Source organism: Deefgea salmonis, from assembly GCF_020531905.1.
In the GTDB taxonomy this organism is placed as follows: Bacteria; Pseudomonadota; Gammaproteobacteria; order Burkholderiales; family Chitinibacteraceae; genus Deefgea; species Deefgea salmonis.
This window is the reverse complement of record NZ_JAJAWG010000009.1, coordinates 40,643-52,817: the sequence shown is the minus strand read 5'-3', so window position 1 is coordinate 52,817 and position 12,175 is coordinate 40,643. Positions and strand designations below refer to the sequence as shown.

Annotated in this window: 11 protein-coding genes; 6 read left to right on the top strand and 5 right to left on the bottom strand. The window is 49.6% G+C overall.

Translation table 11 applies throughout. From position 1 onward, the window contains the following. Positions 1-125 precede the first annotated feature (125 nt). The gene (locus LG219_RS12520) at positions 126-1,742 is read right to left on the bottom strand and encodes a methyl-accepting chemotaxis protein (protein WP_226764818.1); all 1,617 of its coding nucleotides are present in this window, start codon (positions 1,740-1,742) and stop codon (positions 126-128) included. A 128-nt stretch (positions 1,743-1,870) separates the two neighbouring features. Here LG219_RS12520 and LG219_RS12515 point away from each other — a divergent pair, with 128 nt between their 5' ends. Then, the gene (locus tag LG219_RS12515) at positions 1,871-2,644 is read left to right on the top strand and encodes a TatD family hydrolase (protein ID WP_226764817.1); all 774 of its coding nucleotides are present in this window, start codon (positions 1,871-1,873) and stop codon (positions 2,642-2,644) included. A 53-nt stretch (positions 2,645-2,697) separates the two neighbouring features. On the opposite strand, the gene LG219_RS12510 is transcribed toward LG219_RS12515, so the two are convergent. After that, on the bottom strand, positions 2,698-3,597 hold the full coding sequence (locus LG219_RS12510; protein ID WP_226764816.1) for a helix-turn-helix transcriptional regulator: 900 nt from the start codon (positions 3,595-3,597) through the stop codon (positions 2,698-2,700). Positions 3,598-4,001: 404 nt separating this feature from the next. Here LG219_RS12510 and LG219_RS12505 point away from each other — a divergent pair, with 404 nt between their 5' ends. The 5 genes from LG219_RS12505 to LG219_RS12485 all read left to right on the top strand — a co-directional run bounded on the left by LG219_RS12505 (position 4,002) and on the right by LG219_RS12485 (position 8,047). Further along, positions 4,002-5,006 carry an ABC transporter ATP-binding protein gene (locus LG219_RS12505; protein ID WP_226764815.1) on the top strand — a complete coding sequence of 335 codons (1,005 nt, stop codon included), beginning with the start codon at positions 4,002-4,004 and terminating at the stop codon, positions 5,004-5,006. After that, positions 5,000-5,788: an ABC transporter permease gene (locus tag LG219_RS12500; protein ID WP_226764814.1), complete on the top strand. Its 789-nt coding sequence runs from the start codon at positions 5,000-5,002 to the stop codon at positions 5,786-5,788. The genes LG219_RS12505 and LG219_RS12500 overlap by 7 nt, the downstream gene beginning before the upstream one ends. Positions 5,789-6,016: 228 nt before the next feature. Beyond that, positions 6,017-6,808 (top strand): ABC-2 family transporter protein, encoded by a 792-nt coding sequence (locus LG219_RS12495; protein WP_226764813.1) that lies wholly within the window; start codon positions 6,017-6,019, stop codon positions 6,806-6,808. A gap of 141 nt (positions 6,809-6,949) precedes the next feature. After that, entirely contained in the window at positions 6,950-7,426 is a 477-nt protein-coding gene (locus LG219_RS12490; protein WP_226764812.1) for a YHS domain-containing (seleno)protein, read from the top strand. 120 nt (positions 7,427-7,546) lie between these two features. Continuing rightward, on the top strand, positions 7,547-8,047 hold the full coding sequence (locus LG219_RS12485; protein ID WP_226764811.1) for a GNAT family N-acetyltransferase: 501 nt from the start codon (positions 7,547-7,549) through the stop codon (positions 8,045-8,047). Here LG219_RS12485 and LG219_RS12480 read toward each other — a convergent pair. The 3 genes from LG219_RS12480 to gntU all read right to left on the bottom strand — a co-directional run bounded on the left by LG219_RS12480 (position 8,037) and on the right by gntU (position 12,171). Continuing rightward, positions 8,037-10,169, bottom strand: a complete 2,133-nt coding sequence (locus LG219_RS12480; RefSeq protein ID WP_226764810.1) for an ATP-binding protein — start codon at positions 10,167-10,169, stop codon at positions 8,037-8,039. The genes LG219_RS12485 and LG219_RS12480 overlap by 11 nt on opposite strands. 3 nt (positions 10,170-10,172) lie before the next feature. Then, a complete protein-coding gene (locus tag LG219_RS12475) occupies positions 10,173-10,646 on the bottom strand; it encodes a putative pterin-binding protein (RefSeq protein WP_226764809.1) in 474 nt (157 codons plus the stop codon). A 181-nt stretch (positions 10,647-10,827) separates the two neighbouring features. After that, on the bottom strand, positions 10,828-12,171 hold the full coding sequence (gene gntU / locus LG219_RS12470) for a gluconate transporter (protein ID WP_226764808.1): 1,344 nt from the start codon (positions 12,169-12,171) through the stop codon (positions 10,828-10,830). Positions 12,172-12,175: the final 4 nt, after the last annotated feature.

The window sequence follows — 12,175 nt, the reverse complement described above, 5'->3', positions numbered from 1 at the left end:
CGAGGTCGAGTCTGCGGCTTGAGTGCTTTCTTGTGCGATTAAGTAGTAACAAATAATTGCCAAAATAGAACGTGAAAACGGCTGAGTATGCCATTGCAAACTCAGCCGTTGTAAGATTGCAGTGCTTATTGCACTTTATAGCGAGAAATCGCCTCATCCAGCTCGTTGCCAAGGCGTTTTAAACGGCCACCTTCAGACGCTGTTTGTTCGGCCACACTGCTACTTTCTTCACTCATTTGTGCCACGCGTTCGACCTGCTGCGCCATCATTGCGCTGGCGGTGCTTTGCTCACGCATCGAGCTAGAGATTTCACTTACTTGCGCCACAACATCATCGGCGCTTTTGCGAATATTGCTAATCGCCGTACTGGCCTCATGCGCCATACTGACGCCATTATCCACTTGGCGCACGGTTTGCTGCATGGTTTGCACGGTGTGATTGGCCTCGTTTTGAATATCCGCGACCATGGTGGTGATTTCTTGCGTTGAGCTTGAGGTGCGTTCTGCCAATTTGCGTACTTCATCGGCCACCACCGCAAAACCCCGTCCAAGCTCACCGGCACGCGCCGCTTCGATTGCGGCATTTAAGGCTAGCAAATTGGTTTGATCGGCAATGTCTTTGATGACATTCACCACGGAGGTAATGCTGTTGGTACGATCTTTTAAGTTTTCAATTTGCTCGGCAGATTGGCGCACTTGATCGGCGATTTGGTTAATGCTGGTAATGGTATTGTCAATCACTTGTCCGCCAGTCCCTGCTAAACGACCCGCTTCGCGTGCGGTGACATCGCATTGCTGCGCTCGATCGGCTACATGCGTCACACTCACCGTCACTTGCTCAACACCGGCGGCCATGCTCGACGCTGATTCACTCACACCGCGTGAGGCGCTAGACAGCTCTGAGCTTGAGCTCGATAAGCCATTCACACAGACCCCAACTTGACTGCCAACGTGAGCTAGTTTTTTTAAACTTGCTTGCAAGGTATCGAGTAGGCCGTTGAGTGCAACTAAAGAAACCCCAATCTCATCATTGCTATGCACATCAATCCGTTTGGTAAAATCAAAGCGGGTACTCAGCTCAACAATAAAATTTTGCATTTTATTTAAGGGCCCGCTAATGCTGCGAGCAATAATCAAACTTAATACACAGAGTAAGGCAATGGCCAGTAGCCCTAAAGTCACGCCCATGCTGACAGAGCTACTAATTGCATTGTTAACGTCGGCGCGCATTTTTTGCGTGAGTTCAGTATTGTAATCCTCGGCTTTTTGCAATGCGGCTGCCACCTTTTTGGCTTGCGGTGCTGCGGTTTGAGTGATCAGTAGCATCGCTGCGGTCGTGTTATTCTCGTGCGAGCTTTTAAAAACAGGCCCAGTGACAGGTAGCCAAGCATTGAACTCATTTTTGATGTTAGCGAAGTTGGTTCGGTCGGTATCATCGTAAAGCAGCGCTTCATACTTTTGTAGGTCGTTTTGAATTTCACTGACTTGTGCTTTGAACGACTGCTCGATTTCATTTTTCTTTTGGCTATCCGCCTCCAAAATATGCAATAGATAATCTCGACGTAAGCTCGAAAATTGGTCCGTGATATTCGCCAGTAGATTGATCGAAGGTACGATGTTATCGGTTACTTCATGGCTGGCGTTGTTGATTTTATTGAGCTGCTGATAATTTATCCCTGTGATAAGTAGGAGTGCCAGCACTGGGGTGGCAGTCAATAGGATCAGTTTGTGTATGATTTTCATTCTTAAGCCTCACAGAGAAAAATATCTTCTTGTACGATAGCTCTTGGTCAATTTGTAGCAAGTTTTTTGCATTTATTTAGAAAGACTTAGCGGTTTTTTGGCGCTTTAATTCGAGAAAAGGAAGCAAAGTGAAGTTTATCGATAGCCATTGTCATTTAGACGCAGATCAATTCGACCTGGATCGAGACGCGGTGCTGGCGCGATCGCTCGCCGCTGGCGTTACCGCTTGGCTTGTGCCGGGAATTACTGCGGCGACGATGGCAAAAACCCGCGCAATGGATCAGCAATATGGCGCGCATATTGCCTTGGGTTTACATCCCATTTATGAGGCGGAGCATCGTGAGGACCACTTGCCGTTGCTACGGTCTGAGCTTGATCAAGGCGGGGTAATTGCTGTCGGGGAAATTGGCTTGGATTTTCATTTACCCGATCTCAATCGTGAACGGCAAATTTATTTTTTTGAGGCGCAGCTAAAAATAGCGCGCGATTATGATTTGCCGGTGATTGTGCATATCCGGCGTAGCCAAGATCAGGTGCTCAAATACTTACGTAAATGGCGAGTCAAAGGCGGGATTGCGCACGCGTTTAATGGCAGCGAGCAGCAAGCCGCTGAATTTATCAAGCTGGGGTTTTGTTTGGGCTTTGGTGGCGCACTCACTTACAGTGGCTCGCAACGGATTCGGCGTTTGGCGGCGCAATTACCGCTGGAGTCGCTGGTGCTGGAAACCGACGCCCCCGACATGCCGCCGAGCTGGTTAGCTGGCCATCCACCACAGCGCAATGAGCCAGCGCAGTTGCCGCAAATCGCCATTGAACTCGCCGCACTGCGCGGGATGGACATCGCCGACTTGGCGGTGGCCTGTACTCAAAATACACTGCGGGTATTGCTGCTTGGGGCTTGATAGATATAGTCTGTATCCATATACCCTTGTTGGGTTGAGTCTGCCCGCGCTTCTTATGTCCAAATCTGCTGATGTCCCGCGCTGGCAATGTGCTTGCTTAAAACTTGGCTGGGGTTATAGCCAAAATGTTGGCGAAAGCGGCGGGAAAAACTGGCGATTTCTTGATAGCCACTGATGCGAGCTACTTCGCCAACGCTGGCGCCGTGCATTAGTAATTGTTTGGCTTGATTCATGATGAGCCGAAAAACGATTTTATTTGGCGTTTCAGCCAAATGCTGGATGCACAGCCGATGTAAATGGGTGGTGGTGATGTGCAGTTGCGCCGCCAAAGCGGCATTACTCCAGTCTTGCTGTAAGTTTTTTTGGACGTGGGCAAATAATTGCTCTAATTGTTCAGCCCAGCCTCGCTTGGCATTGAGTGCTTGGGTGGCGCGCTCGAGCAGCAGACATAAATAATCCAAAGCGGGCACCGCTAAACTGTGGGTGTCGCCAAGATTAAACCGCAGCACTTCACGATGAAATTGCCGTACCGCATCAGCCAGCGCTGCGCCGTCTTGACTATTAAAAATGGCAGGTTGCGCGCGATTGAGATAATCCCAGCGCGAGCTGCAATACAACAAAAACCACACGTGTTGCATCGCTTGCTCCCCCTTACGGCGATAACCGCTATGCACGCCTTGCGGCATTAACGCCAGTTGCCCCGCAGCAAAAGTGTGCGTGCTGCCATCGGGCGTAAACACTTCACCGCTGCCTGTTAGGCAAAAAGCCAGTACATGCCACGGCGCATCAACCCGTTCGACTTCAAAAAATGCCTGCCCTTCGCTAATGCCGCAAAGCAAAATCCCACGGTCGCGCAGCGGCGGATAGGGTTCTTTATGGAACACATGTGTGCCGACCATGATTTGTGGAGATTCGCTACCAATGTCGAGTCTTTCGCGGTAAATGAGTGCCATAGCTTGAATTTAATCCGTCATTGATGCGTGTTATCCCGCTTTATCCTGTGGCGTCCGAAGTGCGTCCAAAGGTGAGTGGGTCAGGGTTAAGCGCGATGTGAGTTTTCAACAAGTCATATGTCATATTGCAACATGTTCATTAATCCCACAAGCCTGTAATTTAGCTGTCTATCTGCTGTCAACAACGCAAAGATAAACCCACAGTCGTCGAAATCAACGCCTCAACGCGCCATATCAGGGATTGATGGCGGATCAATCCCCAGAGAAAGTGAACGCGCAGCAGGGGGATGACGCCGCGCTGAACTATCGGACACTTCTGGTTTTGTCTGAAACTCACTTACGCGCATGACAGATGACGGTGACGTCTTGTCAAGCAACGCTAACTCGATCTACCGGAGAAAAAAATGCTGATTCAAGTCGAAAACCTAAGTCGGGTGTACCGCACGCCGGTTGCGCCAAAAAATTGGGGCGAGCGTTTCAAGCATCTACTGCGCGCCAACTATGAGGACAAACTCTCGGTCAGCGAAGTGAATTTTAATATTGCCGCTGGCGAGTGCGTGGGTTTGGTCGGCCCCAACGGCGCAGGCAAATCTACGACGATCAAAATGTTAACCGGCATTTTAGAGCCAAGCTCAGGCAGGGTATTGGTCGCAGGCTTTCATCCACAAAGGGATAGAGTGAAATACGTCAAGAAAATTGGCGTGGTGTTTGGTCAGCGCAGCCAATTGTGGTGGGATTTGCCGGTGAAAGATTCATTTGAAATTTTGCAGGCTTTGTTCGACGTGCCACAGGCGGCGTTTAAGGCCCGGCTAGATTTATTTCGCCGTGAAGCCAATCTGGATGAATTTTATCATCGCCCGGTGCGTACCTTGTCACTCGGGCAGCGGATGTTATGCGAAATCGCCGCCGCTTTTTTACACAGCCCCGACGTGGTGTTTTTGGATGAGCCAACCATTGGGCTTGATCTGGACATGAAAGCCAGAATGCGCGGTTTGATTCGTAAACTAAACCAAGAATCGGGCACCACGGTGCTGATTACTTCGCATGATGTGGGCGACATTGAGCGGCTGACGCAGCGATTGCTGTTGATTGACAAAGGAGAGCTGCGCTTTGATGGCAGCTTGGCCGATTTTCGTTTGCACGCGGGCGATGGTCGCTGGTGGGCGGCGCGTTTGCAGCCCGATTTGATCGCCGCCGCCCAGTCGCGATTGCGTGCGCATCATTCCGCTTTGCCAGTGCGCTTGCGCGGGGAATGGCTAGAAATTGCCCGCCACGATACCTTGCCGTTTGCCGAATTGATGCAATTACTCGCGCCGTATTCAGTGAGCGAATTGAAGCCGGTGGAGCAAGAGTTTGAAGAATTGCTGCATGGGTTTTATCTGGCTAACCAAGCGGAGGCAGTATGTTAGGTATTCCATTCAAGGGGTGTGCCGCGCTGGCATGGGGCAGTGCGCGGTTAGTGGCGACCGATCGCAAAGGCCGCTGGTTGGTGACCACTGGTTATTTGATTGCGATGTGGTTGCTGTATTACCTGTGGGCGGCGCTATATGCCGATAGTCCAACGCGGGCGGGGATGACGTTTAATAGCGCGGTGCTGCATGTGTTGGTGGCGCAAACGCTGTTGGCTTTTTTGCCCGCGGGCACCGATTGGCGGCTGGCACGTGAAATTCGCTCGGGCGAAGTGGCCACGCAATTGATTCAGCCGATGTCGTTGCCGCTGCGACAATTTGCCATTTCGGTGGGGCGTGCTTTGGCGCAGGCGATCTATATCTTGCCGGCGTTTGCGTTGTTTTTATGGTATTTCGATTTAAGCCTGATGCCGAAAACGATTCCGTTGGCGTTAGCCTCGATTGGCTTGTCGTTTGTCTTGCTGTTTTGCATCGACTTTGTCGTTGCTTTGGCGGGATTTATTGCCACTGATTTATGGGGTATCACCGCCAGCAAAGACGCTTTGGTGATGTTTCTGGGCGGGGCACTGATCCCGATGGCGTTTTTCCCTGCTGGGTTTCGCGAAGTATTGGGCTACCTGCCTTTTGGGCACTTTTTTAATACGCCCATCGGCTATATCACCGGCGAGATCGTGAGTGTGCAACCGCTATTGATCCAAGCGGCTTGGGCGCTGAGCTTTGTTGCTGCTGCAGCCTGGGCTGGGCGCGTGGTGCTGCGAAAACTGATTGTGTTTGGTGCTTAATTGGTATGAGGAAGTCGTAGGTCGGATGAGCGTAGCGTTATCCGACACCTGCTTAGGATATGGCTCGAAATAACTTCCCGATTTGAAATCAGTCGGCTGAAGCCGACCCTACGTAGGGTCGACTTTAGTCGACCTGCACAGGTAAAAATAAGGAAGTTAATACGAACCAGATCCTTAGTCGGATAACGCCTTCGGCTCATCCGACCTACTTTGATTAAAGGAAATAAAATGCAACTGAGTCCATTTTGGCGTGCGTATTGGCGCATGGTTGGTTCTGAGGCGCGGGCGCGGTTGGCGCATCGTGCGGATTTTGCGCTGATTATTTTAGGTGTGCTGGCGACGTCCTTGTCGACGGCGGCCACGCTGTATTTTATGCTCGGCGCGACGGGCACGATTGCCGGTTGGCATCGTGGCGAGTTGATTTTTATGCAGGGGTTTATGTTCTGCATTTTTGCGCCGCAAAGCGGGTGTTACAACGGCATGTTCTGGTTGGAGCATTGGCTCAAAACGGGGGCGTTTCTGCGTTTTTATACTCGTCCTGCCAATCCACTCTTGCTGCTGGCGCTCGAGCGTTTTCATCCGCAAGGCTTTGTGGTGCTGGCGATTGGTTTGGCGTATTGCCTATTTGGTCTGTGGGGCAGTCCTTTATTGCTAGAGCCGCTGTTTTACCTTGGATTTGTGTTGCTGCTGCCGCTCTCGGCGTTGGTGCTGTGGGTGATTAATTTGGCGGCGATTTCAACGTGTTTTTGGATTGGCGAGTCCGATCCGGTGTTTTCGATGTCGGGAAAACTCACCGATATGTCGCGCTATCCACTGGATTTATTTCCTAAATTGGCGACGATGATTTTTATGGCCTTGCCGCTGGCCGGTACGGTGTGGTGGCCGTGCCAAGCGTTACTACGCGGCGCGAGTTTGCCACTCACTTGGCTGGGCATGGCTGTTTTGGCGGTGATTTGCGTTGGCTTATTAAATGGCATGTGGAAGCTGGGTATGCGCCGTTATGCCGGTGCTGGCGGCTAAGGGTTTGAGCTGCTGGCGGTAGAATGTAAAGAAGTGTGTGGTTTCTATGGTGTATTTTGTATTGCGATTGACGCTGACTACATGACTCTGGCCTAATTGCCGCCGTCAGTTTCATGCACCGGTAATTCGTAAGGATTCTATATGGCTTCAGTCTTTATCCGTTCTACTGCCTTGGCTATTTTGATGGGCTTATCGCTTTCTGTGGCTGCGTTTGATGCCAGTTCCAATCGCGCCGTAAATCTCAACGATAAAGGCGTGGCTTTGGCGGGCTACGATGCGGTGTCTTACTTTAGCGGCCGACCTGTGTTAGGTGATAAAGACTATAGCGTGAGCTTTGAAGGTGGAATTTATTACTTTTCTAGCAAAGAAAACATGGCCAAATTCAAAGCCAATGCCAGCCAATTTGCCCCTAAGTTTGGCGGGTTTTGCGCGATGGGCGTGGCAAAAAGCAAAAAACTGGATAGCGATCCAATGGCATGGCGGATTGTTGATGGCTATTTATTTGTACTGCAAACGAAAGAAGTACAAAAAAGCTGGCTGGTGGATGTGTCATCCAATCTAAAAGTGGCGACTAGCGAATGGGCGACGATTAAAAATATTGCGCCTAAAGGTTTATAAATCGTCAGTTCAATGCCAGCTTACGGTTACAATCGACGTGGATTGAATTGAGCAAGCTTTAAGTCTTGCTGGGTTTGCCTTACTTTACTGGCGCAGTGTCAGTGTTAGAGGAGCGTCGCTTTGAATTGGGAATATCGCCTCGCAACGAGGGATGACTTGGCGCAGATTGTTGGCATTTATAATGCCACCATTGCTTCGCGGCAAGTAACGGCAGATACCGAGCCTGTCTCGGTCGCCAGTCGGCAAGCGTGGTTTGCGGCACATCAGCAAGCCGATCGTCCGCTATGGGTGGTCGAGCACGCTGGGCAGATTATTGCGTGGTTGTCGTTTTCAAGCTTTTATGGCCGACCTGCTTACCAAGGCACGGCAGAGGTGAGTATCTATTTGGCGGAATCGGCTCGTGGGCAAGGCTTGGGGCAATTTTTATTGCAGGCCGCAATTGAATATTCAGCAGGTATTGGTCTACATACCTTGCTTGGATTTATCTTTGGGCACAATACCCCGAGTATTGGCTTATTTGAGGCGCATGGCTTTGCCGTGTGGGGCCACTTACCCGGAGTCGCTGAACTCGATGGTATCGCGCGTGATTTGCTGATTATGGGCTTAAAAATTAAATCTTAGGGGCTTGCTCTTGTGCGGCTTGTTGGGTGCGAATACGTAATTCAATCAGCGTTTGGATTGAATGTGAGTTTGGCTCGATCTCCAGTTGTCCCCAATAATGCCCCAATAAATTAGCACCAATTTGCTGGGCAATGCCCTTGGCGCTGTGGGCGTGGCGTATTGCATCGTGTTTGGCGTGTTGCTCGATGGCTGTTTGGTATTCGGTTTCGAGTGCTTTGAGCCGCAGTAGACCTTTATTGCACAGACTCCAAAATCGTTGCGCAGAAAAGCCAAGGCGCAGCATCGCAGTGGGCGCATCAAGTAGGCATAAGGCACTGGGTTGGGCTTGATCGTCAATAAAATGGCAATTGAGTAAGCCAATGATGTCGTCGATTTTGAATGGTTTTCTAAGATGGCCACTAAAAGCGGCAAAGTCTGGCGACTGTTGCAGTTCACTCAATGGACTGGCAGAGACCAGATAAATCGGCTTGAGCCAGCCTTGTTCGCGTAAAAGGCGGGCGGCGGTCATGCCATTCATTTCTGGCATTTGATAATCCATAATAATGTCGTCAATGTCTGGGTGCTGTTTGGCCTGTTGTAAGCCTTCTTTGCCGTTGGCCGCTTCCACTGTACGAGCGCCAAAGTCATGCAAGATTTCACAGATCATTTCACGGTTAACCGCTTGGTCTTCGACGACTAAGATCAGTCGATTGGCCAGTGAGCGCCCATCTAGCCTGATTTTGCTGGGGACTGGCTCAGGGGCAGGGGCTAAAAGTGCGGCAATAATTTGCGCTTTCACGCTAACAATAAACTCACTACCTTGGCCAACTCGGCTGGTAAAGCGAATATTGCCTTGCATCAAACTGGCAAAATCACGGCTAAGCGCCAGACCGAGGCCTGTTCCGCCCGCCAGTTGCCCGGATTCACTTTGCTCAAAAGGTAAGAAAATCCGCGTTTGATCGGCCAGCTTAATGCCGCAACCGGTGTCTTTGACTGCGGCACTCAGTTGGTAGCCTTGCGGCAATTGTTGCCCATAAAAATGAACTGTAATTGATCCTGAATCGGTAAATTTAAGTGAGTTACCAATTAGATTAATTAAAATTTGCCGAAATTTACCCGCATCTAGACTGACGTTGCTGGCTAAGTCATCGGCCAAGGTGATGTTAAATTGAATTGATTTGGCATTCGCCATCATTTCAAACATCGTTTCTAACTCTTGTTTGAGCTGTTTTAAATTGAGCGCTTCATTGAGTAGGCTGAGTTTATTTTGTTCTGATTTTGAAAAATCCAGCACATTATTTAATAGGCTTAATAAATGCGCGCCACTATTGGCGATATAACCGATTTCTTTTTGATCTTCTGCGGCAATATTTTTTTTGCGGGAAAGGCGGTCGGTATAGCCAAGAATCGAGGTCAGTGGGGTGCGAATTTCATGGCTAATGTGCGCCAGAAATTGGCTTTTTGCCGCATTGGCCACATCGGCTTGTTGCCGCGCTTCTTGTAAAGAATGTGCCGTTTCGGCCAGTTGTTTGCGGCTTTGCTCAGAGCGCCATAGCGCATAAACGCCCAGTGAAGCGCTAATAATCAGCAATAACACTTGAATCGCCGCCAAAATAATGCGCAATTCACTCCAATGCGCAATATTTTGCTGATATTTCGCCATGGCCCGCGCATCTTGTGTGCGCGCCTCTTGAATCAGGTCATTCACCGCATCATGTTGGGCCAAGGTTTGCGCTTGGAATGCTTTCCATGCGCTCTGACTGATGGTGTTTTGCTCGAGTAGTTTCGCGCCGTTATCAATATAGGTTTTTAGCGGGCTGATATAGCGATGCTGCAAAGGCGAGTTTTTAAAAAAAGCGGAGTCTTCAACTTCGTTTTTATCGATGCTATCAATTCGGCTGTAGTAAATATCAAAACGTAGCCGAATATCATTTAATTGGTTTTTTTGGCCATGTTCTACGGCCTCGCGTAAACGTTGGTATTCATTATTGAGTTGGAAAAACTGCCAGAGCTGATTGTCTAAACCCAATTGATTGGTCCGACTCAGCTCTTGCTTTTGTTTTAATTCAAAGTGCACCATCAAGCTAAAATTAGCCAGTAAGACGAGACAAATTAAACTTAAGATAATGCGAAATCGGGTCATTGATTACTCTGCAGCAATGCTGCGTAATTGCCAACTACAGCGTCGATAATATTCAATTCGACGCAGATTTTCATGTTGATGAAATGGATAAATAACAAACAACGGCCCTTTATCACGAATTGTCATTAGCTGCCCATTACGCTTTCTGGCGATAATCACGTCGTATTGCAGTGCATCGCTCACAGGTATGCTGATCGTGTACTCATTAAGTGATCGCAATTTGATATTGCCCGATTGGATGCCCGCCAGTTTTAAAACGTCTCTGAGCAAAGGGCCTTCAAAGGTTTGTTCGGTCGGATACCAAGCGGTTGGCATGGTGAAAATTTGTTGTGGCATCGCCGCCAACATCGCTTCTGTGAGCTGCACCTCGGGCTTAGTTGATTTTCCAGTGACGGTCAGAATGACATTCGAATTGATTGCTTGGGCAAAAGCTAAAGTGCTGCATAAAAATAGGCCAAAAAATAGTGTCCATCGCATTGGGCATCTCGTTGATTTGATTTGCGCAAATTGTAACGTGAATACGTTGTGGATGTCGTTTTTTGCCGGGCTGGTCAATGGGATTTATGATGATCGGTTATCGATTACTCGCCCAATAGCATCATGCCCAACCCCGCATTAGCGCTGGGTTGGGCATGAATGAGCGATGTGAGTCGCGGGTTTACATCATTGAGAATGCCACCATACCGACAACGGCACCTGTTGTTCCCAAGATGGTTTCCATGACCGACCAAGTTTTCAGCGTTTGCATTTCATTGGCGCCAGTAAACTTGCCATAGAGCCAGAAACCTGAGTCATTCACATGGCTCAAGACAATTGAACCACCCGCAATACAGATCGACAAGGCGGCCAATTGGGCGCCTGAATAGGCCAATTGTGACGCTTCAATCACCGGCAATACCAAACCCACCGTGGTTAAACAAGCTACCGTGGCCGAGCCTTGAATCACGCGGACTGCTGCAGAGAGCACAAAGCAAGCAATCGCAATCGGTAAACCGGCGCTAATTAAGGCGTCGCCCAACGCTGGGCCTACACCCGAATCAACCAAGACTTGTTTAAATACCCCACCTGCGCCAGTCACCAGCAAAATGATACCGGCAGGTTGCAAGGCGGCACTGCAGATTTCCATGACTTTTTCTTTGCTCATGCCACGGCGTAACGCTAAGCCGTAGGTCGCGAGTAAACAAGCCAATAAAATAGCAGTAAACGGATGACCGATTAATTGCAGCCATTGGTGCAAAGTGCCGCTGGTATCAATAAAGCGCGCCACGATGGTTTTCAGACCCACCAACAACAGTGGGAATAAAATCAGCGCCAAGCTAAAGCCAAACGATGGCATTTGATTTTTACCCAGGCTCGGTTCACTGACATCATCGGGCAATGGTAAATGCACGTGCTTGCTAATAAAGTTACCAAATAGGGGACCGGCGAGCAGCATGCCAGGAATCGCAGCAGCCAAGCCGAGCAAAATCATCCAGCCAAAATCGGCCTTCATTTGCGAAGCCAACAGCATTGCGGTTGGGCCTGGCAATAAGAAGGCGGCAGAACCGGCAACCCCAGCAAACAGTGGAATCGCCAAACGAACCACATTGCCGCCAGTACGGCGCGCCACAGCAAATACCACACCAATCAATAACACAATCGCCACGTCAAAAAACAGCGGCAAAGTACAAATCAAACCGGCAATACCCAGTGCATAGTTGGCACGGCTATGGCCAAATTTGTCGAGTAATTTGACGGCGATTTGGTCCAAAGCGCCGGTTTCATGCAAGATCTTGCCGAACATCGCGCCCAAGGCGACCACAATCGCCAAAAACCCGAGCGTGCCGCCCATCCCTTTTTGCATGGTATCGGCGATTTTATCCACTGGCATACCAGAGAAAATACCGGCACCGATAGAAACAATCATCAAGGCAACAAAGGCGTGCATCCGGGCTTTCATCACTAAGAACAGTAAAAGTAGCACTGAGCCCAGCGAGGTAAATATGAGTGTAAACGTATCCATGCTC